This window comes from Chelativorans sp. YIM 93263, assembly GCF_028767125.1.
In the GTDB taxonomy this organism is placed as follows: domain Bacteria; phylum Pseudomonadota; class Alphaproteobacteria; order Rhizobiales; family Rhizobiaceae; genus Chelativorans.
Genome location: NZ_JAKCWP010000003.1, coordinates 316,748 through 342,233, shown reverse-complemented (window position 1 = coordinate 342,233; position 25,486 = coordinate 316,748). Strand labels below are relative to the sequence as shown.

General features: G+C 62.4%; 19 protein-coding genes. 8 read left to right on the top strand and 11 right to left on the bottom strand.

Annotated elements, in window-relative coordinates:
* The first annotated feature begins 78 nt into the window (after nt 1-78).
* From LY631_RS08680 to LY631_RS08670, 3 genes are read left to right on the top strand one after another with little or no spacing between them, the layout of a single operon-like run.
* Nucleotides 79-753: a response regulator transcription factor gene (locus LY631_RS08680; RefSeq protein WP_274424842.1), complete on the top strand. Its 675-nt coding sequence runs from the start codon at nt 79-81 to the stop codon at nt 751-753.
* On the top strand, nt 753-2,156 hold the full coding sequence (locus LY631_RS08675; RefSeq protein WP_274424841.1) for an ATP-binding protein: 1,404 nt from the start codon (nt 753-755) through the stop codon (nt 2,154-2,156). Before LY631_RS08680 ends, LY631_RS08675 begins: the two co-directional genes overlap by 1 nt.
* Complete coding sequence (locus tag LY631_RS08670; protein WP_274424840.1) at nt 2,157-5,120, top strand: bifunctional [glutamine synthetase] adenylyltransferase/[glutamine synthetase]-adenylyl-L-tyrosine phosphorylase; 2,964 nt, start codon at nt 2,157-2,159, stop codon at nt 5,118-5,120.
* A 1-nt stretch (nt 5,121) separates the two neighbouring features.
* Here LY631_RS08670 and LY631_RS08665 read toward each other — a convergent pair whose 3' ends face one another.
* The 3 genes from LY631_RS08665 to pepN form a co-directional block, all read right to left on the bottom strand.
* Nucleotides 5,122-6,309 (bottom strand): serine hydrolase, encoded by a 1,188-nt coding sequence (locus tag LY631_RS08665; RefSeq protein WP_274424839.1) that lies wholly within the window; start codon nt 6,307-6,309, stop codon nt 5,122-5,124.
* A gap of 173 nt (nt 6,310-6,482) precedes the next feature.
* Complete coding sequence (locus tag LY631_RS08660) at nt 6,483-8,804, bottom strand: sensor histidine kinase (protein ID WP_274424838.1); 2,322 nt, start codon at nt 8,802-8,804, stop codon at nt 6,483-6,485.
* A gap of 374 nt (nt 8,805-9,178) precedes the next feature.
* Nucleotides 9,179-11,824, bottom strand: coding sequence for an aminopeptidase N (gene pepN, locus LY631_RS08655; RefSeq protein WP_274424836.1), 2,646 nt, complete (start codon nt 11,822-11,824; stop codon nt 9,179-9,181).
* A 145-nt stretch (nt 11,825-11,969) separates the two neighbouring features.
* On the opposite strand from pepN, the gene LY631_RS08650 reads away from it, so the two are divergent.
* Nucleotides 11,970-14,282 (top strand): xanthine dehydrogenase family protein molybdopterin-binding subunit, encoded by a 2,313-nt coding sequence (locus LY631_RS08650; protein ID WP_274424835.1) that lies wholly within the window; start codon nt 11,970-11,972, stop codon nt 14,280-14,282.
* Between the two features lie 201 nt (nt 14,283-14,483).
* On the top strand, nt 14,484-15,437 hold the full coding sequence (locus LY631_RS08645) for a DMT family transporter (RefSeq protein ID WP_274424833.1): 954 nt from the start codon (nt 14,484-14,486) through the stop codon (nt 15,435-15,437).
* Between the two features lie 34 nt (nt 15,438-15,471).
* Here the strand turns inward: LY631_RS08645 and LY631_RS08640 are convergent, their stop codons facing one another.
* A complete protein-coding gene (locus LY631_RS08640; RefSeq protein WP_274424832.1) occupies nt 15,472-15,930 on the bottom strand; it encodes a nuclear transport factor 2 family protein in 459 nt (152 codons plus the stop codon).
* Between the two features lie 159 nt (nt 15,931-16,089).
* Nucleotides 16,090-16,899 (bottom strand): helix-turn-helix domain-containing protein, encoded by an 810-nt coding sequence (locus tag LY631_RS08635; RefSeq protein WP_445082865.1) that lies wholly within the window; start codon nt 16,897-16,899, stop codon nt 16,090-16,092.
* Nucleotides 16,900-17,050: 151 nt separating this feature from the next.
* Here LY631_RS08635 and LY631_RS08630 point away from each other — a divergent pair, with 151 nt between their 5' ends.
* On the top strand, nt 17,051-17,446 hold the full coding sequence (locus LY631_RS08630; RefSeq protein WP_274424829.1) for a hypothetical protein: 396 nt from the start codon (nt 17,051-17,053) through the stop codon (nt 17,444-17,446).
* A 40-nt stretch (nt 17,447-17,486) separates the two neighbouring features.
* Here the strand turns inward: LY631_RS08630 and LY631_RS08625 are convergent, their stop codons facing one another.
* Both LY631_RS08625 and LY631_RS08620 read right to left on the bottom strand, forming a co-directional pair.
* Nucleotides 17,487-18,323 (bottom strand): uracil-DNA glycosylase, encoded by an 837-nt coding sequence (locus LY631_RS08625; RefSeq protein ID WP_274424828.1) that lies wholly within the window; start codon nt 18,321-18,323, stop codon nt 17,487-17,489.
* Between the two features lie 124 nt (nt 18,324-18,447).
* A complete protein-coding gene (locus LY631_RS08620) occupies nt 18,448-19,047 on the bottom strand; it encodes a TetR/AcrR family transcriptional regulator (RefSeq protein ID WP_274424827.1) in 600 nt (199 codons plus the stop codon).
* A 92-nt stretch (nt 19,048-19,139) separates the two neighbouring features.
* On the opposite strand from LY631_RS08620, the gene LY631_RS08615 reads away from it, so the two are divergent.
* Nucleotides 19,140-19,652, top strand: coding sequence for an anthrone oxygenase family protein (locus tag LY631_RS08615; RefSeq protein ID WP_274424826.1), 513 nt, complete (start codon nt 19,140-19,142; stop codon nt 19,650-19,652).
* Between the two features lie 43 nt (nt 19,653-19,695).
* Here LY631_RS08615 and LY631_RS08610 read toward each other — a convergent pair whose 3' ends face one another.
* Nucleotides 19,696-20,277: a hypothetical protein gene (locus tag LY631_RS08610; protein ID WP_274424825.1), complete on the bottom strand. Its 582-nt coding sequence runs from the start codon at nt 20,275-20,277 to the stop codon at nt 19,696-19,698.
* Between the two features lie 194 nt (nt 20,278-20,471).
* Between LY631_RS08610 and LY631_RS08605 the strand changes: the two genes are divergently transcribed.
* Complete coding sequence (locus LY631_RS08605; RefSeq protein WP_274424824.1) at nt 20,472-22,178, top strand: electron transfer flavoprotein-ubiquinone oxidoreductase; 1,707 nt, start codon at nt 20,472-20,474, stop codon at nt 22,176-22,178.
* Between the two features lie 39 nt (nt 22,179-22,217).
* Here the strand turns inward: LY631_RS08605 and LY631_RS08600 are convergent, their stop codons facing one another.
* The 3 genes from LY631_RS08600 to LY631_RS08590 all read right to left on the bottom strand — a co-directional run bounded on the left by LY631_RS08600 (nt 22,218) and on the right by LY631_RS08590 (nt 25,347).
* A complete protein-coding gene (locus tag LY631_RS08600; RefSeq protein WP_274424823.1) occupies nt 22,218-23,219 on the bottom strand; it encodes an endonuclease/exonuclease/phosphatase family protein in 1,002 nt (333 codons plus the stop codon).
* Nucleotides 23,220-23,466: 247 nt separating this feature from the next.
* On the bottom strand, nt 23,467-24,966 hold the full coding sequence (locus tag LY631_RS08595) for an AMP nucleosidase (protein ID WP_274424821.1): 1,500 nt from the start codon (nt 24,964-24,966) through the stop codon (nt 23,467-23,469).
* Between the two features lie 117 nt (nt 24,967-25,083).
* On the bottom strand, nt 25,084-25,347 hold the full coding sequence (locus LY631_RS08590; RefSeq protein ID WP_274424820.1) for a hypothetical protein: 264 nt from the start codon (nt 25,345-25,347) through the stop codon (nt 25,084-25,086).
* Between the last annotated feature and the right edge of the window lie 139 nt (nt 25,348-25,486).

Below are 25,486 nucleotides of genomic sequence, written 5' to 3'. Positions count from 1 at the left end.
GCCGGTCACACCCGGCCACGGCGGCGGCGTCGTCCGCCGCCGTTTTCGTTCCGGATAATCCTGTGTAATACGTAGAAAATGAAGATTCTGGTTATCGAAGACGACCGCGAAGCGGCGGGGTTCCTCAAAAAGGCCTTTGCAGAGGTCGGGCACACGGCTGATATCGCGTCCGATGGCGAGGTCGGCTTTGCTCTCGCCGATTCGGGCAGCTATGACGTGTTCGTCGTCGACAGAATGCTGCCACGCCGCGACGGTTTGTCGGTGATCGCAGAACTCCGGGCGAGGGGAAACACCACACCTGCGCTGATCCTTTCCGCTCTCGGCGAGGTGGACGACCGCGTGACCGGTCTGCGCGCCGGCGGCGATGATTATCTCACCAAGCCTTATGCCTTTTCCGAACTGCTCGCACGCGTCGAGGTATTGAAACGACGCTCCGGTTCGAAGGACGTTGAGACGGTCTACCGGGTCGGTGATCTGGAGCTTGACCGTCTCGCCCATTCGGTCCGGCGGGGCGGGCAGGAAATTACACTGCAGCCCCGCGAATTCCGTCTTCTGGAATACCTGATGCGCCATGCGGGGCAGGTGGTCACACGCACCATGCTGCTGGAGAATGTCTGGGACTACCACTTTGACCCGCAGACGAACGTGATTGACGTCCATATTTCGCGTTTGCGCGGCAAGATCGAGAAGGGCTTCGACAAGCCCCTGCTGCACACGGTGCGCGGCGCTGGCTATGTGCTTCGGGACGAGTGATGGCCATTCCGGCAATCATGAAAACCACGGCGGCACGGCTTTCCGCACTTTACCTGCTGCTTTTCGCGATTTGCGCCGTGGCGCTGGTGTTCTACATCGAGGCGCTCAGCATGCGCATGCTGACGGAGCAGACGCGTGAGGCTATCAACGAGGAAGTGAGCGGACTGGCCCAGGCTTATCAGCGCGGCGGCTTGCCCGGGCTAGTGCGCGTCGTGCGCATTCGAGCACGCCAACCGGGCGCCAACCTGTATATTGTCGCCGACCCGACCGGACGCATTCTCTCCGGCAACGTGGATAGCCTGCAGCCCGGCGTGTTCGATACGCGCGGATGGACGGAGCGCCCGTTCACCTATCGCCGTTATGGGGAGGACAGCGACGCGGAGGACCGCTCAAATCATACCGCAATGGCGCAGGTCATCCGCCTGCCCAATCAGATGCTGCTCCTTGTCGGACGCGATCTGGGCGAGCCGGAGCAGTTTCGAACGATCATGCGGCGAACGCTGGTCGCCGCCATCGGCCTTATGGGCCTTGGCGCACTGCTCATCTGGTACTTCGTCGGACGCAGGGCGTTGAAACGGATCGACAGCGTTTCCAAAGCAAGCCGACAGATTATGGGCGGCGATCTGACCCAGCGCTTGCCCGTCTCCGGCGCGGGCGATGAATTCGACCGGCTGTCGGAAAATCTCAACGCGATGCTTGATCGCATCGCCGCGCTGAACGAGGGGCTGCGGCAGGTTTCCGACAATATCGCGCACGACCTGAGAACACCGCTGACACGCCTGCGCAATCGCGCCGAGGCGGCGCTGGCGAGCGCGGAGGGAACGGAAGACCGAAACGAGGCGCTGGAGCGGACCATCGCTGAATCCGATCAACTCATCGGCACCTTCAATGCGATTCTCATGATCTCCCGGCTGGAGGCCGGTTATTCGACCGAGGCGGTGACAAAGATAGATCTCAGCGCGACGGTTGCCGATGTCGTGGAGCTTTACGAACCCCTTGCCGAAGATCAGGGCGTCACGCTGAAAACCGAACAGGTCGACACGGTCGAGGTCGGAGGAAACCGGGAGCTTGTCGGCCAGGCCCTGTCGAACATTGTCGACAATGCGATCAAGTACACGGCCGGGACCGGTGAAAATCCAACGGTCATGGTCTCGTTGCGGCAGGAAGGCGGTGCGGCGCGGCTCTCGGTGAGCGACAACGGGCCCGGTATCCCGGTGGAGGAGCGGGAACGCGCCACCGAGCGCTTCGTCCGCTTGGAGGCGAGCCGCAGCCAGCCGGGCTCCGGTCTTGGCCTGAGTTTGGCCAAGGCGGTGATGTCGTTTCACAGCGGACGGCTGGAACTTTCCGGTAACGATGGCGGTCTGACGGTTGCGATGGTCTTCCCGACGGGCGACAATGTTTGAATGTTAGATGATCCCGCCTCGAAAAACGACGACGGCACGGCATGGTTCGGCGCTCCGGTGCGTGAGCTACGACCGCTCGATCCCGATCGGGCCGGCGAGGAGTTGGCCGAACTTTCGGAGCGAGCCGAAGGGGAAGATTGCCCGCGCGTGGCAGACCTGTTGCGCAGCGAGAGTCCGCTCGCGCGCTTTCTCGGCGCCGTGTTTGATCTCTCGCCCTACCTACGCGACTGCGCACGCAATGGGCCGCAAGCGCTTGAGGCACTGTTCGACCAGCCCGTAGAAGCCCGACTGGAAACGATAAACGAAGCGATCGCTGCCATCGCACTTGCCAAGGATGCAAGCGAGTCGGGCGTCATGCGGGACCTGCGCCGGCTGAAGCGCGAGGCGCATTTCCTCATCGCGTTGGCGGACCGGGCAGGGGCCGACGACGCGGCCGCAACCGTCGCCCGCCTGAGCACTCTGGCCGAGACCTGTGTCCGCGCGACCGTCAATTTCCTTCTGCGCGATGCGCACCGGCAGGGAAAGCTGCGCCTGCCGGACCCCGATAAGCCAGAGGCGGGCTGCGGCTGGATCGTACTGGCCATGGGCAAGCTGGGCGCGCGCGAACTGAACTTTTCCTCCGATATCGATTTGATCGTTCTTCTCGATCCGCAAGCGCCCGCCGTGCTCGACCCGCTGGAGGCGCCTGATCTCTTCGTGCGGCTGACACGGCGGCTCGTGCGCATTCTTCAGGACCGCACGGGCGATGGCTACGTCTTCCGCACGGATCTGCGCCTGAGACCGGACCCTGGGTCCACGCCACTGGCCATTCCGCTCGAAGCGGCGCTCAATTATTATGAAAGCCGTGGGCAGAACTGGGAACGCGCGGCCATGATCAAGGCCCATCCCATCGCTGGTGATTTGGAGGCCGGAAACAGCTTTCTGCGTGAGCTTCAGCCCTATGTCTGGCGCAAATATCTCGACTATGCGGCAATCGCGGACGTCCATTCCATAAAGCGCCAGATCCACGCCCACAAAGGTCATGGCGAGATCGCCGTGCTCGGACACAATATCAAACTCGGCCGCGGCGGCATCCGCGAAATCGAGTTTTTCGTCCAGACACAGCAACTCATCGCCGGCGGACGCTTTCCAGAACTGCGGGGGCGGATGACAGTTTCCATGCTGCGCGAACTTGCCGACCGGAGCTGGATCTCGGACGAAGCCGGAGAGGCTCTGATCGCTCAGTACTGGTTCCTGCGTGATGTCGAGAATGTCATCCAGATGATCGCCGACGAACAGGCGCATACGCTACCGGCGGATGAGGAGGGGCTCGAGCGCGTCGGGCGGCTTCTTGGCTATGAGGACGGCGCGGCGTTGGCCGAGGCCTTCCGGAAGGCATTGCATCTGGTCGAATCTCATTATGCAGCGCTCTTCGAGACGGCGCCGCAGCTTTCGCGCGGCATCGGCAATCTGGTCTTCACCGGCGATGTGGATGATCCCGGCACCCTCGCCACGCTCTCGGAACTCGGCTTCGAACGGCCGAGCGATATATGTCGTGTCATCCGTGGCTGGCATTTCGGCCGCTACCGCGCAACCCAGTCGGCACAGGCGCGCGGGCGGCTGACGGAACTGACGCCGGCATTGCTGGAAGCTTTCGGCAGTACGCAGCGCGCCGACGAGGCCCTCCTGCGCTTCGACGAGTTCCTGTCCGGACTGCCGGCCGGCGTTCAGCTTTTTTCACTGTTGCAATCCAACCCGCGTATTCTGGACCTGCTGGCGTCAATCATGGGGGCAGCACCGCGTCTGGCGGCAATCATCACGCGCAGGCCGCATGTCTTCGATGGTTTGCTCGATCCCGCGCTGCTTTCGGAGCTGCCCAAAAAAGCCTATTTGACGGAACGCTTGGAAACCTTTCTCGGCGGCGCCCGTGCCTTCGAGGATCTGCTGGACCGCTTGCGGATCTTTGCTGCCGAGCAGAAATTCCTGATCGGCATGCGGCTCCTGACGGGAAGCATCGACGCCGAGCGCGCCGGCAAGGCGTTTTCCGACCTGGCCGATCTCACCATCGGCGCAGCGTTCGATGCTGTCGAGGCCGAGTTCGCCCAGACCCACGGACGGGTACCCGGCGGCCGGACGGCAATCGTCGGCATGGGCAAGCTTGGCAGCCGGGAATTGACTGCCGGCTCCGACGTCGATCTCATCCTGCTTTATGACCATGCGCCGGATGCCGAGGAATCCGACGGCCGCAGGGCCCTTGCGCCATCGCATTATTACTCCCGGCTGACGCAGCGCCTGATCGCGGCGATGTCCGCGCCGACGGCCGAGGGCGTGCTTTACGAGCTGGATCTGCGCTTGCGTCCCTCCGGCAACAAGGGCCCGGTGGCGACCCACATCGAGGCCTTCCGTAAATACCAGCGATCGGACGCATGGACCTGGGAGCATATGGCGCTGACGCGTGCCCGAGTCGTGGCGGGAGACAGCAGCCTATGCGAGGAGGCACACCGGGAGATCGAGGAGATCGTCGCTCTTTCGCGAGACCGGGAGAAGGTTGCGCATGATGTAGTGGAAATGCGCGCGCTTCTGGAAACCGAAAAGCCGGCCAAAAGCGCTTGGGACCTGAAACTCGCGCCGGGCGGGATCATCGACCTGGAATTCATCGCGCAGGCTGGTGTGCTGCAAGGTTTCCACCAGAAAGGTCCGCGCCCCACCGAAACGACCGAGGTGCTGGCGGGCCTTGCGCCGGAATTCGTGGATGAGCAGACGCGTGGGGAACTCGTGGAAGCGCACCGCCTCTACAGCACGCTGACTCAGATCATCCGCCTGTGCCTGACGGGAGCTTTCGACCCCGATGATGTACCACCCGGCCTGGCCGATATCCTCCTGCGCACCGTGGACCTTCCGGAGCTAACCGTGCTCAAGGCCCATGTGGAGGAAACCGAGGGCCGGGTGAGGGGACATTTCGACCGCTTGCTGCGGAAGGGCTGAGTCAGTCACCCTCTCTCAAGATGCGCAGAATGGCCCGGTAGCGGGAGACGAGTTGCGACATGTCGAGATTTGAAACGGCGTTGTTCCACGTTGCCGAAACGCAGTATGCGTCCTCGCCGTCCGTCAGCCATGTGGTGAAGTTAAGAACGCCCGCTTCCGAGCCGCCCTTATAGGCGATTTGCTGCCAGTTTGCCGCCTCAGCCAGCCCCGGATTGATGCGGAACGCCGGCAGATCGGCAAGCTCCGCGATGAGCGTGCATAGCTCGTCGGCCGAGAGGAACCACTCGACCTCGATGCTAGGATCCGTCTCCATCTTCGATGCTTCCGGCAGTGGCCTGGAGGCGAGTTCATTCAGAACATCCCGCCGCGCCGCCTCGTCCCCTTCGATCCAAGCCTGACGGAGGTTAGCATTATCCTTTGCCTTCAGCTTGAAAAGCTCGGCCGTCGTTGGAAAGGGTGCGTTGCGCGGTGTTTCCGCGGTCACGGAGTCGCTTCCTACCAGATCGATCAGCGCATCGGTCGCCGCATTGTCGCTCATCGAGATCATCAGGCCGGCGAGCGTCGAGAGCGTTAACGGGCTTCCCTCCGGCCAGTCTTGCAGAATGCCGGTCGGAAGCGAGCGCCATTCCGGCTTGAGCGGCACCACCTGATCCCATTGCAGGTCTCCCGCCCCCACTGCATCCGCGACAGCCTTGAGGATGGCAAGCTTCGCCGCCGAACCCACGGCAAGCGGTTCGTCGGGATTATGCTCCGCTTCCGGCTCACCATTTCTGGTGACGAACACGGCAGTCTCTCCCGGCAGCGTGGCGATGTGCTGGATCTGATCCGAAAGCAGCGTGCCGGCGGCAATTGGCGGCTCGATGAATAGCCCGGCGATCCGGCCCTCCGAATCCAGTGCCAGCCGGGTCGGCACCTCAGCCTCTTCAAGGCTGATCGTAAAACTCTCTCCCGCGCCGGCAACGGATTCGAACGAGCCGAATCGCTGTTCCAGGTCGGAAACGATTGCCGAAACCTGCGCAACTGGGACCTGATCCAGGAATGCCTGCGTAAACCATTCCTCCTCGATGTCCGATGCCTCGAAAAGCCGTTGCAGAACCTTCTCGGGTTCGTCGTTTTTCTGCTGTGTGGCTGCCGGCAGCGGGGCGCCGCACACGGCAAACAGGAGCACGGCCAGGAAACCGATGCGCATTGTCAAGCATCCTCCAGGATTCGAGTTGTTCGTGAACCGGGTTGCGGGAAGGACGTAAAGCAGGTTTTACCGCAGCCAGCAACAGCTTCGGGAACGCTGAGTGAAAGGTGACGCGCTACGATCAAATTCGAGCGCGCTTCCGGAATCCTCCCAGACCGTCACCCTCGCGCGCTCTACGCCGCCGCTTCGATGCGCTCAGCAACGGGAAGGCGCACGGAGACGACGGTGCCCACGTCTTCCTTCGAGCGGATGCGCAGCCTGCCACCGTGAAGCTCGGCCAGCGAACGGGAGATCGCCAGCCCGAGTCCGGAACCAGTGTGGCTCTTTGAAAGATGATTTTCCACCTGCTCAAACGGGCGGCCGAGCTTCTTCAGCGCGCCCCCCGGAATACCGCAGCCATTGTCCCCGATGGAGATCGTCACGGCGCCGGCAACCTTTCGCGCCCGCAGAGCCACCGTTCCGCCGTCGCCGGTGAACTTCACCGCATTGGAGAGCAGATTAATGACGATCTGCTTGACCGCCCGCCGGTCCGCGAAAAGACCGATGCTTTCCGGAATATCGGTCTCCACGGCGATATTCTTCTTCTGTGCCTGAAGCCGCACGACGCGAACCGCCTCCTGGATGAGCGGCGAAAGGTCTGCGTTCTCCCGATTGACGGAGAACTGACCTGCCTCGATCTTGGACATGTCGAGAATGTCATTGATGACGCCGAGCAGGTAATTGCCGCTGGCGTAAATATCTCCGACATATTCCTCGTAGCGCTCGGATCCCAGCGCGCCGAACATCTTGGACTGCATCAGCTCCGAAAAGCCGATGATTGCGTTAAGCGGTGTCCTGAGCTCGTGGGACATATTGGCCAGGAATTCGGACTTAGCGCGGCTGGCAGCCTCCGCGCGCTCCGTCTCGCGCATGTATTTGCGGTTGAGTTCCACCAGCTCCTTGCCGCGCTCCTGCTCCGCATGGCGGGCCACACTCAGGTCGTGAATGGTCGACATCAGGCGCCGCTCGCTCTCGACCAGCTTCTCCTGGTTCTTCTTGAGTTGCGTGATATCAGTGCCGACCGCCACCGTGCCCCCGTCGCCCGTCCTGAGTTCGGTGACCTGAAGCCAGCGGCCGTCGGCAAGCTGGCGCTCGAAACGTGCTCCGCCGTCCCGGTTCGTCGTATTCCCCAGCCGCCGCTCGTAACGGACCGGGTTCATCCGTGCCTCGATATCCCTGCGACAAGCGCCGGCGACGATTTCCTCGTGGGAAAGACCCGTATCCTGCTGGTACTTCGTGTTGCACATGACCAGCCGCTCCGATGCATCCCAGAGTACGAAGGACTCGGTGATGTTCTCGATAGCGGTCCGCAGACGCAGATCGGCGGTCTCGGATTGCCGCGCGAGATCGCGCTGCTCCGTGACATCGACGGCAATTCCGATCAGGTGAATGTCCGGCGTGTCCGGATCGACGACCTGCGCGCGGGCACGCACCCAGATCCACCGCCCGTCGGCATGCCGCATACGGAATACCTGATCGATCTGGTCCGTCTCGCGCGAGACGATACGGTTGGCAACAGCGAAGAGGTCACCATCTTCGGGATGGATCAGGCTCGCCACATCCCCGAAGGAAAGCATGACGTCCGCAGCCTTGTAGCCCAGCATCTCGTACATGGAGCGCGACCAGTACATCTTGCCGCGCGCCATGTCCCAGTCCCACAGCCCGCATTTGCCGCGCACCAGCGCCAGGTCGATCCGCTGATGCGCTTCGAGATAGATGCGGTCTGCCGCCTGCGCTCGCGCGGCCTGGCTGAAATAGGCATAGAGAATGGCCATCAGCACACCAGCCGTCATGACGAAGAGCGTCACGTTGAGCGACATGGAGCGGCGCCATTCGGCAAAGATCCCGTCCATCGGCGCAAGCGCCACCGCCGCGCCGCGTCCTTCCTTGGCGATGCTGACCGCCGCGAACCATTCGGTGCCGTTGAGGTGCACTTCGTGGACGCCCGCGCGGTCACCGAACATGAACAGCGGCCGGCCACCAGTAACCAGTGTTTCGAGCGAGCGGCCTTGCAGGCGTTGCGCCTCCGGTGTCGCCGCCACGACGACGAAGGCGGGATCCGTGACCGCAAGCGTCCAGCCGCTGTCTGCCTGCCGGTCCGCGCGTGCGACTATGGCGCGCGCCTCGGGTGCTGGAGGCACGCCTTCGCTGGCCGACAATTGCAGGGATTGCGCTAAATTCTGCGCGGAAAGCCCCAGGAGTTGTTTGGTATCCTGCTCGATATCGTCTCGCCAGCTCATGAGCGCGAGGAACCGCGCCGCGGCGATCACCAGAAGAAAGATGATGACCAGAACGGGGATCGCGTGGCGCAGATAGGGCTCGACGGCCAGCAGGCGCTCATAGGCTGGAGCGGCGATAATCTTCGCATTCCCTGCTACGCCGGCCGCGCCCCTGGCGCGCCCCCATCTTGAAAATATGGCTTTCGCGGGCGTGGCCCACGCAGCAGCCCTTCCCATCTGATCCCTCGCCTTGTTGTCGCTGGCAGATCCGCCTACTCCACCCGCGAATCATAGATAAGGAATCAGAGCTGATTCACCTTGTCCAGTAGGTGGCCAAAATATGACAGAAAAGTGATTCGCTGCGGGATCCGAGGCAGCGGCGGGTGTCCGGGATCTGTCCCTGAACCTTGCGTTGAGGCGAGGAGCGTAGGGTGCGTTTTCACAAACGCCGGCTCGTTTCGTCGCGCGCACATAAATACCGTGTCATGCCAAGGCTTGACCTTGGTATCCATGCCTGAGCGATCACGAAGCGCGCCGGCGTATCCGGAAAGCCGCCCCACTCGGCGCTGTCCCGAACAGCACCGCGTTCCGGAACCGCGAAGAGCGCGATCCTATCCCAGCGTGCGCTCCACGATATCGCGCACGTCTCGCGAAAGCTTTTCCTCGCTGGAAATCCGAACGAGCGCTTTGCGCGCCTTCTCCTGCCGGGCTTTCTCCATGGACCGCCATGAGCGGAAGGCCACGGCCAGGCGCGCCGCCACCTGCGGATTATGCCCGTCCACCTGCAGAACCGTATCGGCCAGGAGGTCGTAGCCTTCACCGTCGGCCCGGTGGAAGCCGGTCTGGTTGCTGTTCGCGAATGCACCAATGAGCGAGCGCAGGCGGTTCGGATTGGTGGTCGAAAAGGTCGGATGCGCCATCAGCGAGCGCACCCTCTCGACCGTCTCCGGCCCGGGAATCGTGGCCTGGATCATGAACCACTTGTCGAGCACCAGCGCATTTCCCTTGTAGCGCGTCTCGAAATCGGCGAGTGCCTTGCCCGCCGCCTCGCTCGTCGGAAATTGATGTGCCAGAACGTTCAATGCCGCCGCGCGTTCGGTCATGTTGGTTGCGGCCGCGAACTGGCGTTCCGCGCGATCCGGCTCACCCGCACCGGCCACCAGATAGTCGAGCAGGATATTGCGCAATGCCCGCCGCCCGGCGCTTGCCGCATCGGGGCTGAAGGCGCCCTCATCCTTGAGCGCATGGTAGACATCGGCAAAAGACTTCTCTGCTTCACGCGCGATGGCGGTCCGGAGCGCTTCCCGGGCCCTGTGGACCGCGTCCGGGTCTATATTTTCACCGATTTCACGGGCAATATCGGCTTCCGCCGGGAGCGTCAGCGCGAGTGCGCGATAGGCTTCCTCCAGTGTCTCGTCCGCGGCGATCTCCGCCGGATAGTCGAGCAGCATTGCGTCGAACTCAGGCTCCCTCCCGCCACGGATACGTGAAGAAGCATCGATAAGTGATTCAAGGAAAAGCGTATTCAGCGCCTGCCAGCGCGAGAACAGGTCGCTGTCGTGCCGGGCAAGGAAGAACCGGTCTTCCTTCGCCGTTTCATGGTGGAGCGCGATGGGCGCGGAGAAGCCGCGATTGATCGAAAGAACGGGCCGTGAACTCACACCCGTGAAGCGCAGTGTCTGCTTGCGCTCCTTCAGTTGGATGACACTGTTCTCGACATCCGCACCTTCCACGCTGTCATAGGCCATATCCTGCCCGTTCGGACCGACAAGTCCGAACGCAAGCGGAATGTGAAGGGCCTTCTTGCGCGATTCCGACGGCGTCGGCGGTACCGACTGCTCCAACTCCAGTGTAAATTCCTTGGCGTCCGCATCGTACTGCGTCTTGACCGACACATTCGGCGTTCCGGCCTGATGATACCAGAGCGCGAACTGGTCGAGGTCCTTGCCTGACGCCTCTTCGAAGCAGCGCAGGAAGTCCTCGATGGTCACGGCCTGACCGTCATGCCGGTCGAAGTAGAGGTCCATGCCGGCGCGGAAGTTCTCCTCGCCCAGCATGGTGTGGATCATGCGCACGACCTCCGAGCCCTTCTCGTAGACGGTCGCCGTGTAGAAGTTGTTGATCTCGCGATAGCGCCGCGGGCGCACGGGATGTGAAAGCGGCCCCTGATCCTCCGGAAACTGCAGCGCCTTCAACGTGCGCACTTCCGAGATGCGTTTCACAGGACGCGAGCGCTGGTCGGCGGAGAATTCATGGTCGCGATAGACCGTCAGCCCTTCCTTCAGGCAAAGCTGGAACCAGTCCCGGCAAGTGATTCTGTTTCCAGTCCAATTGTGGAAATATTCGTGCGCGATGATCGCCTCGATGTTGGCGTAGTCGACGTCGGTCGCGGTCTCGGGATCGGCCAGGACGTACTTGTCGTTGAAGACGTTGAGGCCCTTGTTCTCCATCGCCCCCATGTTGAAGTCGGAAACGGCGACGATGTTGAACACGTCGAGATCGTATTCGCGCCCGAAGCGCTCCTCGTCCCAGCGCATGGAGCGCTTCAGCGCGTCCATGGCATAGGTAGCCAGCGGCTCCTTCCCGTGCTCCACATAAATGCCCAGCTTTACATTGCGTCCCGAGGCAGTCGTGAAGGTGTCGTGCACCGAGCCTAGGTCACCCGCCACCAGCGCGAAGAGGTAGGACGGTTTGGGAAAAGGGTCGTTCCAGACGGCATAGTGCCAGCCGCCATCAAGGTCGCCGCTGTCCGCTGGATTGCCGTTCGAGAGCAGCAGCGGGGCTTCGGCTTTACGCGCCTCGATGCGCACGCGATAGCTCGACAACACATCCGGCCGGTCGAAGAAATAGGTGATGCGTCGGAAACCTTCCGCCTCGCACTGGGTCGTATAGACGCCGTTGGAAACGTAAAGCCCCATCAGCGTGCTGTTCTTCGCAGGCGTAAGCCTGGTGACGATGGTAAGCTCGAACCGCTTCCCTTCGGGCGGCGCCATGAGCGTCAGCTTGTCAGGCGTCGCCTCGAAAGCAGCGTCCGCAACCGGCGTGCCGTCGACAAGGAGCTCCTTTAGCGTCAGCCCGTCGCCGTCCAGCACCAGAGGCGTGCCGGCCGCAACCCCGTCGCGGCGCTCGACTGTCAGCTTTGCCGTTGCCAGCGTCTCGTCCGGATCGAGCCGGAAGGAAAGATCCACCTCCGGAATCAGATAATCGGTCGGGCGGTAGTCTTCGAGGCGGAAGGCCTGGCCGGTATCGGTGCGCATTCATTTCTCCTGCTGGCGAATTCTGGTCCGCGCGCCGACTGGCGCAACATTTTCGAGTCTTGGCTCTTTACACGATGGAACCTGTCGACAAAACTGTTCGAAAGATGTCTTCAGTCGTCTCCAATCCAATCGCAAGGAACGCGGTATGACGGTTCTCACACCGAAATTCGGCATGGGTGCATCCGTGCTGCGCACGGAAGACGGGGCCTTTATCACAGGCAAGGGCCGCTACACGGACGATATCATGCCGGCCGGCACGCTGCACGGCTATGTGCTGCGCTCGCCGGTGGCGAAAGCGAAATTCACCATCGGCTCGGTGGACGAGGCCAAGGCCGCGCCGGGTGTCCACCTCGTCTTGACAGGCGCCGAGCTCGCGCATCTGGGCGATCTCAAATCCGCTGCCATGCCAGAGCAGCCGGATGGCACCAAGGCGCCCACGCATGACATTCCCATCCTCTGCCGCGACCGGGTGAACTATGTCGGCGATGCCGTGGCCTTCATCGTGGCCGACACGCGCGACCAGGCGCAGGATGCCGCCGAACTGATCGACGTCGACTATGAGGACGAGGAAGCGGTGGTGGGCACCGTCGAGGCGCTGTCGAGCAATGCGCCGCTGGTCTGGCCGGAAGTCGGCTCCAACCAGGCTTTCCTTTTTCACATGGGAGACAAGGACACGACGAAAGCTGCCTTCGACAAGGCGGATCGCGTGGTGAAAATCTCCTTCATCAACAATCGTCTCGTGGCCAACTACATGGAGCCGCGCGCCGCCGTCGGCGAATGGCACGACGACGAGGACCGCTATGTGCTGACCACCGGCACGCAGGGCGTGCACATGATGCAGTCGATTCTGACCGGCATCGTCTTCAACATCCCGAAGGAAAAGCTGCGCGTCATCACGCACGACGTGGGCGGCGGCTTCGGTACGAAGGCGTTCACCTACCGCGAATACGCGCTTGTGCTCGAGGCGGCGAAGCGGCTCGGCAAACCGGTCAAGTGGCTGAGCGACCGGGGCGAACATTTCATGACCGACAGCCAAGGCCGCGACAACTTCGCGACCGCGGAGATGGCGCTCGACGAGGACGGGCGTTTCCTCGGCATGCGGGTCGAGATGCTGGCCAATATGGGCGCCTATATTCACCAGTTCGGGCCATCTATCCCGACCGGCGGCGTCACCATGACGACGGGCGTCTACGACATCCAGGCGATGGATGTGACGGTCAAGGGTGTCTACACCAACACCTGCCCGGTGGACGCTTATCGCGGGGCAGGGCGGCCGGAAGCCGCCTTCCTCATCGAGAAGCTGGTGGAAGAGTGCGCGCGGCAGCTCGGCATTCCGCGCGAGGAGATCCGCCGCCGCAATTTCATCGAGCCGGAGCAGTTCCCCTACAGTACGCCGGGCGGGCGAACCTACGACCGGTGCGAGCTGGATGGCCATATGTCGCTCGCCATGGAGCGTGCCGGCTGGGCCGGCTTCGAGGAGCGGCTGGAGGAAGCGAAGAAGCGCGGCCGCATTCGCGGCATCGGCATGTCCACATATATCGAGGCCTGCGCCTTCCCGGGCTCCGAGCCGGCGCGCCTCATCCTCAATGGCGACGGCACGGTGACGCTCTCCATCGGCACCCAGTCGAATGGCCAGGGCCATGCCACCGCCTATGCCCAGTTCGTGGCCGAGAAGCTGAACATCGACGTCGACAAGGTCAAGCTGCGCCAGGGCGATACGGACGATCTGCCCTCTGGCGGCGGCACGGGCGGCTCGCGTTCCATTCCCATCGGCGGGGTTTCCGCCTCGCGGGCGGGCGAGGATCTGGCCGAGAAGATCAAAAAGATCGCCGCGGATGAACTTGAAGCCGCCGCCGCCGATATCGAGCTTGTCGACGGCGAGGCGCGCATCGTCGGCACGGATCGGTCGATGGATTTTGCCGCCATTGCCAAGGCGGCAAAGAACCCCGACGACCTGAAGGGCATGGGCGACTTCGAGCAGAAGGAGCCGACTTATCCCAACGGCACCCATATCTGCGAGGTGGAGATCGACCCGGATACGGGTGAGACCGAGATCGTCAACTATACGGTGGTGGACGATTTCGGCGCCACGGCGAACCCCGTGCTGCTGGCTGGCCAGGTCCACGGTGGCATTGCGCAGGGGATCGGGCAGGCGCTGGTCGAAGAGACGGTTTATTCCGAGGACGGTCAGCTCGTCACGGCGAGCTTCATGGATTATACCATGCCGCGTGCCGATACCCTGCCGTCTTTCCACTTCGAGACGCGCAACGTGCCTTCCAGCGCTAATGCGCTCGGCATGAAGGGCGCCGGCGAGGCCGGCACCGTCGGCGCCACGCCGGCCGCGCTCAACGCGGTGGTCGATGCGCTCTATCGCGCCTACGGCATCTCGCACATCGAAATGCCGGCGACACCGTCCCGCGTCTGGAATGCGATCGCGGAGGCCCGGGCGGCACGGTGAGCGATCTTTCAAAGGCGCCGTTCTCCCCCCTTGAGGGGGAGATGGCCGCAAAGCGGCAAGAGGAGGTCCATGGCCCCGGCCACCCGATTTCCCGAGACTGCGCCCGTCCGAGAGAAGCCCGCTCGTTCAGCCGCGTGAGACGGCTGTCCACTTCCCCCTTGGGAAGGGTGTGCGCTCGCCACCGGCTCGAAAGGTAACGTCATGGCCGTTGCCGCCAACGATCTGGATACTGAACCACGCCCGCTTTTCGGCATCACGCTCAAGATCATTTCCGTGACGATTTTCGTCGTCATGTCGTCGCTCATCAAATCGGCTGAAACGGTTCCGCCCGGACAGATCGTCTTCTTCCGCTCGTTCTTCGCGATTTTCCCCATCCTGCTCATGCTTTCCTGGCGGCGTGAACTGAAGACGGCTCTTCAAACCAGCCATCCGGTGAGTCACCTCATGCGCGGGCTTATCGGCGTGGCAGCCATGGCGGCCACTTTCTTCGGCCTCACGCGCCTGCCGCTACCCGATGCAATCACCCTCAACTATGCCCAGCCGCTTATGGTCATCGCCCTGTCCGCAATTTTTCTGGGCGAGACGGTGCGCATTTATCGCTGGAGCGCCGTCCTCATCGGCTTCTTGGGGGTCATCATCATCGCCTGGCCGAAGCTCGAGCTGCTGACCGGCGAATCCAATCTGGAAAGCGGGCAGGCCCTCGGCGTTATCGCGGCCCTGTGTGGGGCAGGCCTGTCCGCCGTTGCCATGCTGCTGGTGCGCCGCCTCGTGGCAACGGAAAAGACCGCCACCATCGTCATGTACTTTTCGCTCACGGCGACTGTGATTTCCCTGTTCACAATCCCGTTTGGCTGGACTGCCCTCTCCTGGGAAGAGACTCTAGCCCTGATCGGCGCGGGCATTTGCGGAGGCACCGCGCAGATCCTGATGACCCAGTGCTATCGCTACGCAGAACTCTCCACCATCGCGCCCTTCGAGTACACGTCGATGATCCTCGCCATTGTCGTCGGCTACTATGCCTTCGGCGATGTGCCGACACTCTATACGCTTGTCGGCGGGACAATTGTAATCGGTGCCGGGCTCTTCATCATCTGGCGCGAACGCCAGCTCGGGCTCAAGCGTGCCGCCGCACGCCGTTTCGTGCATTCGGGGTGAGAGTAGGGGCAGTGGAAGCGGTCGTCCGCCGCCCTTACGCGGTGCAGGCCTCGGCGATCGACAGGCTATTTTCGTAGAGGTGGTGACGCGTGATCCGGCCGTTCTCGACCGTAAGGCGCAGCGCGAACGGGCCCTCGAAGGACTTTCCCGTCGCGCGTACGGTTCCTGAAAGGTGCCCCATCAGGACCGCGTCCGTGCCGTCGACGAGAAAAGTGTCGACGGAGGCGCGTGCGTCCTCGGGCACGGTGTGCTCCATCAGTTCCGTAAACAGCGCCGCGCATTCGACGGCGGTGGACCGCGGGCGGATCCACGGGGCGGCGGGGTTCTCGGCGAGCTGCCAGTCGACCTTGTCGGCGAAGAGCGCGACGAGCCGCGCGGTGTCCCCGGCCAATCGCGCGGCAAGGAACTCCTGCACGACCGCCCGCGTGGCTTCGGTGACTGCATTTGCGTTGGCGACTGAACTCTTCGTGGTGGCGGTAAGATTGACGGACATGGCGCTCTCCTAGCTGCTGCGGTCGAATCCCGGCAGCGGTTCGTGTTGATGTGCTTGTTTTTGCCAGGAGAAGGGAAAGCGGTCGATTACCTCAAACGTAATGAGCGGCAGTTACACGTGCGGCTCGAACACTATCAGCCAGCCGGATACCTCAACATCTCAGCCGGCCCGCAGGTCGGCCTGCGCCTCTCTCAAAAACCGCGCCGTCGCTTCATCCGCTGGAAAGAAGCTTTCGATGGCAAGCTCGGAAAGCGTGACGTCGAGCGGTGCGCCGAAGACGGTGGTCGTAGTGATGAGGGAAAGCTCGGCCCCACGAACTCGTATTTGTAATGGCACGGCGATGCCTCCGGAACGATCGGTCCTCGGGCGAACGCTGACCTTGCCGCCCGGATAGGACGAAAGCTCCTTCTCCAGTTCGGCAAGCACGGGATCGGCCACGAGGTCGTTGAGGCCCTGTAGGCGCTCCAGAACGTGGGCACGCCATTCCGCGAGATTGAGAATGTTCGGAGCGAGCCCTTTCGGATGCAGGCTCAGGCGCAACGCGTTGACCGGTGGCTCGAGCAGTGACTTGTCTTCTACATCGGCCAAAAGCGGGGCGACAGCGCCGTTGGCGAGAAGCATTGTCCAGTGACGGTCAATCGCCAAGGCGGGATTGGGCGCATGGCCGTCGAGGACCCGCTGTACGGCGTCCATGGCCGGCTTCAGAGCCGGATCGCCGAGGGAACGCTCGGCAAAGGGCAGAGCGTAGCCTGCCGTCAGCAGCAAGCGATTGCGCTCCCTCAGCGGCACCGAAAGCGTCTCGGCCAGCTTGAGTACCATTTCACGCGAAGGTGCTGAACGGCCGCTCTCGACGAAGCTCAAGTGTCGCTGGGAAATGCCGGCTTCCAAAGCGAGGTGAAGCTGGCTGACGCGCCGACGCTGCCGCCATTCGCGCAGGAGGTCGCCCACGCTGTCTCTGGTTGTGTTCAGTTCAATTGTGTTCTGCATGGACAACGTCATAGCCCGAAGAAGTGAAAGGAACGATTACCTGGCGGGTAATCGCCATGCTGCGCGAATAACGTCATTCTCCTTCACATTCCGGCGGCAATTGCCGGCTCATTAGAGACGAAGGAGACTGAAAATGACGCTCGCTATCTCTGCCTTTCTGCGCAAGACCCTCCTTGTTGACGCGTTTGTCAGCGGCGCCGCCGCGGCCCTGATGATAACAGGTGCCGGGCTGCTCGGCCCGTTTTTGAACTTGCCGACTGCGCTTCTGTTCTGGTCCGGCCTCGCGCTCGTCCCCTTCGTCGCGCTGCTCTTCATGCTCGCTCGCCGGGAGGCAGCACCACGCCTGCTGTTGGTCGATATCGTGCTCGTCAACGCATTGTGGGTGGTTGCAAGCTTCGCCATCATGGCTGTGGGCCTTGTGACACCTAACATTCTCGGTGTGTTGTTCATCGGCGCCCAGGCGCTTGCGGTAGCCCTCTTTGCAATATTGCAATTTGCCGGCCTGCGCGCAGCCCCGAAACCCGCGTAATGCATGCGAAAGCCCCGGCCGATGGGGACCCGGCCGGGGCTTATCCGTTAACTTCCCCCAGCTTCTTCTTGATTTCCAGGAAATCCCGCCAGGCAAGCTTTTTGTGCGCCGGGTTGCGTAGGAGATAGGCAGGGTGAAGCGTCGGCATGGTCGCGATTTCCGCGCCGCCCGGCGTGGTGTGCACCGACCATTTGCCGCGCATGCGCATGATTCCCGTCTTGGTATGCAGAAGCAGTTTCGTGGACGGGTTTCCCAGAGTCACGAGGACCTTCGGCGCGGCCAGCTCGATATGCCGCTCAATGAACGGCCGGCAGATCTCGGTTTCGAGCGGAGAGGGATCGCGGTTGCCCGGCGGTCGCCACGGAATGACATTGGAAATATAGGCCGATGTCCTGTCACGTCCGATGGCCGCGAGCATCCGGTCGAGCAGACGCCCGGATCGCCCGACAAAGGGCAGGCCTTGCAAATCCTCGTCGCGGCCCGGCGCCTCGCCGACAAACATGACCTCGGCTTCGGGGTTGCCATCAGCGAAAACGAGATTCTTCGCCGTGTGCCGCAGATTGCAGCCGTCGAAATCGGCCAGAATTTCCCGTAGCGCTTCCAGACTGTCCGCCTGGCGCGCCAGCTCCCGGGCACGCGCCGCCTGAGCCTCGTCCGGAACGGCCGCGGAAGGCGGCTGTGCCGCCGGCGCGGATGCCTTCGCCGGTTGCTCCGGTGCCTTCCCGCTTGGCGCCGGCTTCGGCTGCGCCGGCTTGGGTGGCGCTTCGGCAAACCGGTTCTGCGGCTCGTCCTCCAGCGCCTCGTCGACGCCGGCATCGGCGTAGAACTGAAGCAGGTCGCGCAACTGCGCCGGATCGAGGGGAGGGTTCGGTGTCATGCCCTCAATGTCCTTCGCCCGAGCCCACAATGCAAGGGCGGAGGCGTCGGCAGTGTCTCGCGTTAACACTCAGCCGTAGGTGAGAGGCAGTTCTCCTGTAGGGCAGGACGGGTCAAATTTGTTTTTAAGCGGCGCAAAGCGTTTTGAAGGCGCCGATCGCTGCAGTCGCTCTCGAACGGATTTCCTTGTCCGAAGGCGGCGGCACTGCGCGGATAGCCCGCCTGATTTGCTGATCGCCGATCAACAGGCTCAGGAACCATTCCGTCGCCGTGCGGGCAGACGGGGCTGTAAGCGTTCCGTCCTCCAGGCCGCTGTGAACCAACGTCTCTATCAAAGGGAACACGGATTCCCGGCCAGCCGCGGCGATGGTCTCGCCCAACTCTCCGCTTTCGTCGGCCGCCGCCGCCCGATTCAGGGAAATGGCTCTCTCGCCAAGCAGCATCGAAAGCAGAACCGGGGCAACCTCTTCAAGGGTTTGCAGAGGATCGGCGCCACCGCTGATTGCCGCGTTCAGGGCTGTTGTCGTCGCCCTCGCATTGCCCTCCACCATGGTCTTGAACAAGCCCCGTTTATCGCCATACCAGCGATAGAGCGTTTCGTTAGATGCCTTGGCTTCCTTGGCGATGGCGAGCATGGACGTTCCCCCATAGCCCCGCCTTTGCAAAATCTCGTAGGCCGCTTGCTCGATCTGCCGATGCCGATCAGCCCGATTTTCTTTGCGCATCCCAATCTCCAAAACGTCTTGACCAAATGCGTACATTTATGTACGGAAAATGTAAATACGTACATATATGTACGGGTCGAATGGAGACAGCCATGGCCGCACTACTCGTTATGCTGCCGATCGCGTCTGTTGTCTTTTGCGGTGCGATTTTCGGGTTCTTCTACGCCTGGGTCTGCTCGACGATGTGGGGGCTGGACCAGGCGGACCCCCGCGTCGCAATCGAAGCCATGCAGGCGATGAATGCTTCGGTGCGCAATGCGGTGTTTTTCCCCGCCTTTTTTCTGACGCCGGTGATCCTGACCGTCACAGCGGCTGTGACCCGCTTTACCGGTCAGAGCGCCGCTGCGTTGTGGTTCCTGGCTGCGGCTATGATCTATCTGGCTTTCGGCCTTTTCCTCACAATGGCTGTGAACGTGCCTATGAACGAGACGTTGGCGGCGGTCCCCGTTCCAACCGACATTGAGACTGCTCGGGAGATTTGGGAAGGCTATTCAGGACGATGGCAATTCTGGAACCAGGTTCGAGCCATCGCCTCGGGCATCGCTCTTGTTTTCGCTGCGTTCGGATTAACGAGAATGCGGCCGATCCCGTCAAAGGCCGTATGATGCCCGAGAGCCGGAAGTCCGAGCCGGGGCACGACCCAACCCATCACGAAAACGGAATACGCGGATCCTGCACGAGGTGAAACTGGTAGGTGGGCGTGAGGTCGGTGATGAGAAGGGAGAATTGCACGGTCTGGTGTGGGTCGACGGTGCCTTCCTGGAAGAGAATCCGGTCATAGGGCTCGAAGTTGCGCTCGTGGCTGGCGAAAGCGTTGGAAGAAATCCTCCCACGCTCGGTCCGCACCTGATCGAACGAAACTCCGTCGCCATAAGTGCTCGGCTTGCCCAGTTGCTCCTGAAGCTCGAACCCGAACTCGACCCAGGCCAAGCCGCTGGCATTGAGCGTTTCGAGTTGGAGGTAGAGAACCATGCCCGTCCGGTCCGTTTCCGCCCTCGGCCGCGGCCCGACGGTGCGGATGACGAGAACCTCGGCACTCGCCGTGTAAAGCTCCTGTGTCAGGACGATCGGGTCGGAGCGCGTGCCCGTGCCGGCGATATCGAGGATCCGGAACTCGCCCATCTCATCGGAAAAGCTGTAGCCGCCTGCCACCCATGTGCCGTCATCAGCCGGCCCGGCGCCGATCAGGAGCGCTGCAGATAAAACGGCGGCGATACGAGCAAGGCACATGGCTAGATGCTCCCGCGTGGCCGGGGCCCATGGCATCGTTCCGGCCCATTGCGGTCATTCTACGCCGCCATGAGGTTTACGCGAAGGGGCCGCGCCATGAAAATTTGCACGGGGCTGTTCACGGCCCGTTACGATGCGCTATAGCCATGCGGGCGAAAGCAGGAGCGGTTCCAGACGCATCATTGGAGGTTCGGATGAGCGAACGCGAAAGCATGGAATTCGATGTTGTGATCGTCGGCGCGGGGCCGGCGGGCCTGGCGGCATCGATCAGGCTGAAGCAGCTTAATCCGGATTTGTCGGTGGTGGTTTTGGAAAAGGGCGGCGAGGTCGGCGCCCACATTCTCTCCGGCGCGGTGGTGGATCCGGTCGGTATCGACAGGCTCCTGCCTGACTGGCGCGAGGACGAAAGCCACCCTTTCAAGACGCCCGTCACGGACGATCGCTTTCTCGTGCTGGGCCCGGCCGGCTCGGTGCGCATGCCAAACTTCATGATGCCGCCGCTGATGAACAATCACGGCAACTACGTCGTCTCGCTGGGCAATGTCTGCCGCTGGCTGGCCGAGAAGGCGGAAGCTCTGGGTGTCGAGGTCTATCCGGGCTTTGCCGCCGCCGAAGTGCTTTATAACGACGAAGGCGCCGTCATGGGCGTTGCGACCGGCGACATGGGCGTCCAGCAGGACGGCAGTCACGGCCCGAGCTACGAGCCGGGCATGGAACTGCACGGCAAATACGTGTTGATCGGGGAGGGCGCGCGTGGCTCGCTCGCCAAGGAGCTGATCGCCCGCTACGGTCTTTCCGACGACCGAGAGCCACAGAAATTCGGCATCGGGCTCAAGGAGCTCTGGGAAGTGGAGCCCGAGAAGCACAGGCCGGGGCTCGTGCAGCATTCTTTCGGCTGGCCGCTGGATCGGAGTACTGGCGGCGGCTCGTTCCTCTATCATTTCGACGACAATCTGGTGGCCGTCGGGTTCGTCGTCCATCTCAACTACAAAAACCCGTACCTCGCGCCCTTCGAGGAGTTTCAGCGGTTCAAGACGCACCCGGCCATCCGCGATACCTTCGAGGGCGGAAAGCGCATCTCCTACGGCGCGCGGGCCATCACGGAAGGCGGCTATCAGTCCGTACCGAAGATGGTGTTTCCCGGCGGCCTGCTGATGGGCTGCTCGGCCGGGCTCGTCAACGTGCCGCGCATCAAGGGCTCGCACAATGCGGTGCTGTCGGGGATTCTTGCCGCTGAGCAGGTGGCCGAAGCGGTCGCCGCCGGCCGTGCCAACGACGAACTCTCCGCCTATGAGGATGCCTGGCGCGACTCGGAGATCGGCAAGGACCTCAGGAAGGTGCGTAATGTGAAGCCCCTCTGGTCGCGCTTCGGCACCTGGCTGGGCGTAGGCATCGGCGGCTTCGACATGTGGTGCAATTCGCTCTTCGGCTTTTCGCTTTTCGGCACGCTGGGCCACGGCAAGCCCGATCACGAAACGCTGGAGCCGGCTGAAAAGCACGAGCCCATCGACTATCCCAAGCCCGATGGCGTGCTGACCTTCGACCGGCTTTCATCGGTGTTCCTGTCGAACACGAACCACGAGGAAAACCAGCCGGTGCATCTGCAGGTCAAGGACGAGGATCTGCAGAAAAGCTCGGAATATGCCGTTTTCTCGGGGCCCTCGACGCGGTACTGTCCGGCCGGTGTTTATGAATGGGTCGATGCGGACGGCAATGCACTCGCCGGTGGGCCGGGCGCAGCGGAAAAGGGCGGCGCCTCGCCCGGAAACGCCCAGGCGCGCTTTGTCATCAACGCGCAGAACTGCGTTCACTGCAAAACCTGCGATATCAAGGACCCGAACCAGAACATCAACTGGGTGCCGCCGCAGGGCGGCGAGGGGCCGGTGTATCAGAACATGTGAGGGAATAGGGCAGTACGGCGGCAAGATTCCGCCTGTTGCCTACTGCCCTAACGTGGCCTGCATCACTCCTGGCTCCCCACCCTGCGGGTTCACCGCAAACTCCAGCAGAACCGGCAGGTGATCGGAGCCGACTTGCCTCAGGCGCTCCGTCCTGAGCGGCACGATGCCGCCTTTGACGAACACGTTGTCGATTGGCAGGCCCACGTTTCTGCGCAAGGCATTCGGCAGTGGCCGTGCAAGCCATGTCGGCCCGATATCTCCGATTGGCGTCAGCCCGCCCGCGGTCGCGACACGCCGGGCGATCGCGCTCCACGGTACAGCGTTGAGATCACCGCCCAGGATCGCCGTGCCGCCGAGCCGTGTCAGCGGCGGCTCCACGTGCCGGATCTGCCAGGGTTGCTCGAAGGGCCATGGCCAGCCGAGATGCAGCGCGGCGATATCGATTGCCGTGCCGCCGAACTTTACCGTCGCGATTGCAAGCGCGCCGCGGTTGTAGCACCGCGCCGTGGATGGATGCAGGAACGGTCGGCGTGAAAGGATCGCCACGCTCCCGACGGGCGAAGGGGAGTCGCAGATGATGCGGTATGGATAGGCGCTTTCGACAAGGCCCAGCTCATCCCGCCACATGCCCGAGACTTCCTCCAGCGTGATGACATCGGGCGCCACACGGCCGATGAGCGACAACACCTCCCGCGGCGAGCGGTTGTCATAGCGCAAGTTCAATTGAAGCAGCCGGTAGCGCGCGGGCTCACCCTGAGCGGTAGCCGCGTTGGCTCGTGCCTCGCTAGAGGTCGGGACGGTGACGGACGCTATGCTGGAAAGGCTAAGAACGATGGCCATGAGGCCAATCCTGCGCCAGCCGCTGTAGAGCAGAAGGGGCAGTGCAAGCACCACGACGAGTAAGGCGAGGTGCACCCGGAAATGGGCGAATGAATCGAACGCCAGATGCAGCCCGCCGAGAAACCCCAGAACCAGCGGAATGGTGGTCAGTGTTACGCAGAGTGCAAGGAGAAGCGGCAGAAGGCGGCGATTGTCGGACATGGTGCGTTTTTAACGGCTCGATTGCGGCGGGAGCAAGGTTCTTCTCACCGGAATTGACTGTTATTGCTCCGCAGCGCCGCCTCTCTCTCCGCGAACTGATGGCGGCAACCCCGGCCCGTCCCGCAAGCTCACCACCCTGTTGAGTCCGGCCCCACCTAGGGTGACCGATCAGGTGCTATGGACTTGTTTTTGAGAGACCCGTCAGCCGTTCATTTCAGCAGCGGCGGGCGGGTCGCCGTCGTTAGCACTACTGGAACGCTGTCTCGGAGAAGCTGCGCAATTTGCGCGAATGCAGGCGCTCCGGCGGCATAGCTGCAAGCTTTTCCACCGCCCGGATGCCGATCTGCAAATGCTGCGCCACTTGTCGTTTGTAGAACTCGCTCGCCATGCCCGGAAGCTTCAGTTCCCCATGCAGCGGCTTGTCGGACACGCATAGAAGCGTACCGTACGGTACCCTGAAACGGAAGCCGTTGGCCGCGATGGTTGCCGACTCCATATCCAGCGCGATCGCGCGCGACTGCGACAGCCGCTGCACCGGGCCGCGCTGCTCGCGCAGTTCCCAGTTACGGTTGTCGATGGTGGCAACCGTGCCCGTGCGCATGATGCGCTTCAATTCGTATCCTGAAAGCCCGGTCGTCTCCGCCACGGCCTCTTGCAGCGCCACCTGCACCTCGGCCAATGCCGGCAGGGGTACCCAGACCGGCAGGTCGTCGTCCAGAACGTGATCCTCGCGCACATAAGCGTGCGCCAGCACGTAGTCGCCGAGGGCCTGCGTGTGGCGCAGGCCCGCGCAGTGGCCGAGCATGAGCCATGCATGCGGCCGCAGCACGGCGATGTGGTCTGTGATGGTCTTCGCGTTGGAAGGCCCGACACCGATGTTGACCATGGTGATGCCGGAGCGGTCTGATTTCTTCAGGTGATAGGCGGGCATCTGCGGCATGCGCTGGCCGCTTGTGTCGACCGGCGCGTCCTCCCCCGCCCGCGTCACGATGTTGCCGGGCTCTACGAATTCCTCATACCCTTCGCCGCCCCTGGCCATGGCCGCGCGGGCGAATGCGCAGAACTCGTCGATATAGAACTGGTAGTTCGTGAAAAGCACGAAGTTCTGGAAGTGGCCTGGCCGCGTGGCCGTGTAGTGCGAGAGCCGGTGCAGCGAATAATCCATACGCTGCGCGGTAAAGGGTGCCAGCGGCATCGGCTCGCCGGGGGTGACCTCGTAGGTGCCGTTGACGATGTGATCGTCCATATAGTTCAGGTCCGGCACATCGAAGAGATCGCGCAGCGGCCGGGTCAGCCGGTCGGCCACCGAGGCTTCCACATAGGTGTCCTGCAGGAACGCGAAGTGCAGCGGAATAGGCGTCTCCGATTCCGCCACCGCCACGGAAATCCCGTGATTGCGTATGATGAGGTCCAACTGGTCGACCAAATAGGCGTCGAAGAGATCGGGCCGCGTGATCGTCGTCTTGTAGGTTCCCGGCGCCGGCACATGGCCGTAGGCCAGCCGCGAGTCGACATGGCCGAAGGACGGTGTGGAGACGCTCACCTCCGGATAGAAGGCGCGATAGCGTTCATCGCACTCGCCCGTCTGCGCAACATGCATGAAGGCGTCGCGGAGAAAGCGCGTATTGCGCTCATAAATCGCCTTCAGCGCGTCCACGGCTTGCCTGGCGCTGCTGAAGTTTTTTCGCTTCCACGAGTCCGGGCTGGATATGGTCTCGATCGGTTGAGGATAGATTCGCTTGTCCATATCCCTTTATAGGGATTTCGTGCGGCGTTTTCGAGACATACTGGCAAGCTGGACGACAGGATGATTCCCTGAGACCGGGAGGATTGCCGCCACCACCGAGGTTTTCACGCCAAGGGATCAACGCGCCCGCTGAAGGCTCACCATCAACACGAGTCCGGCGCCGCTCGATTTCTTGTATGTACCTTCGAGGATGTGCTCGTCGCCCGCCCGAACGGTCTCCATCGCCATCAGCGGCGCAATAAAAAGGGAAGCAACGATGAGCGCTTTTGGCAGCAGGCGCAGGGTGTCTATTGTGGTTTTCATTTTGCGCATCCGTCTTTGGCGATATCGATGTGTTTCCCGACTGTTGCCCTGAAGATACGCCAGCAGCTTTGAACGCATGCTGAGGCACCTGTTCATTCTGAGTTCAGAAACCTTACCGGACGAATCGCGATATGAGTGCACGATGGAACGGCGATCCGGCCGTTGAGTTGAAGCGTATTGGCGCGGTCACCCCCTATGTGGTTCCCCGCGTCGCGAA

Excerpts from the sequence above, each read along its gene's own strand:
- LY631_RS08680 (WP_274424842.1), top strand. The coding sequence starts at position 79 with ATGAAGATTCTGGTTATCGAAGACGACCGCGAAGCGGCGGGGTTCCTC.
- LY631_RS08675 (WP_274424841.1), top strand. The coding sequence starts at position 753 with ATGGCCATTCCGGCAATCATGAAAACCACGGCGGCACGGCTTTCCGCA.
- LY631_RS08670 (WP_274424840.1), top strand. The coding sequence starts at position 2,157 with ATGTTAGATGATCCCGCCTCGAAAAACGACGACGGCACGGCATGGTTC.
- LY631_RS08665 (WP_274424839.1), bottom strand. The coding sequence starts at position 6,309 with ATGCGCATCGGTTTCCTGGCCGTGCTCCTGTTTGCCGTGTGCGGCGCC.
- LY631_RS08660 (WP_274424838.1), bottom strand. The coding sequence starts at position 8,804 with ATGGGAAGGGCTGCTGCGTGGGCCACGCCCGCGAAAGCCATATTTTCA.
- pepN (WP_274424836.1), bottom strand. The coding sequence starts at position 11,824 with ATGCGCACCGATACCGGCCAGGCCTTCCGCCTCGAAGACTACCGCCCG.
- LY631_RS08650 (WP_274424835.1), top strand. The coding sequence starts at position 11,970 with ATGACGGTTCTCACACCGAAATTCGGCATGGGTGCATCCGTGCTGCGC.
- LY631_RS08645 (WP_274424833.1), top strand. The coding sequence starts at position 14,484 with ATGGCCGTTGCCGCCAACGATCTGGATACTGAACCACGCCCGCTTTTC.
- LY631_RS08640 (WP_274424832.1), bottom strand. The coding sequence starts at position 15,930 with ATGTCCGTCAATCTTACCGCCACCACGAAGAGTTCAGTCGCCAACGCA.
- LY631_RS08630 (WP_274424829.1), top strand. The coding sequence starts at position 17,051 with ATGACGCTCGCTATCTCTGCCTTTCTGCGCAAGACCCTCCTTGTTGAC.
- LY631_RS08625 (WP_274424828.1), bottom strand. The coding sequence starts at position 18,323 with ATGACACCGAACCCTCCCCTCGATCCGGCGCAGTTGCGCGACCTGCTT.
- LY631_RS08620 (WP_274424827.1), bottom strand. The coding sequence starts at position 19,047 with ATGCGCAAAGAAAATCGGGCTGATCGGCATCGGCAGATCGAGCAAGCG.
- LY631_RS08615 (WP_274424826.1), top strand. The coding sequence starts at position 19,140 with ATGGCCGCACTACTCGTTATGCTGCCGATCGCGTCTGTTGTCTTTTGC.
- LY631_RS08610 (WP_274424825.1), bottom strand. The coding sequence starts at position 20,277 with ATGTGCCTTGCTCGTATCGCCGCCGTTTTATCTGCAGCGCTCCTGATC.
- LY631_RS08605 (WP_274424824.1), top strand. The coding sequence starts at position 20,472 with ATGAGCGAACGCGAAAGCATGGAATTCGATGTTGTGATCGTCGGCGCG.
- LY631_RS08600 (WP_274424823.1), bottom strand. The coding sequence starts at position 23,219 with ATGTCCGACAATCGCCGCCTTCTGCCGCTTCTCCTTGCACTCTGCGTA.
- LY631_RS08595 (WP_274424821.1), bottom strand. The coding sequence starts at position 24,966 with ATGGACAAGCGAATCTATCCTCAACCGATCGAGACCATATCCAGCCCG.
- LY631_RS08590 (WP_274424820.1), bottom strand. The coding sequence starts at position 25,347 with ATGCGTTCAAAGCTGCTGGCGTATCTTCAGGGCAACAGTCGGGAAACA.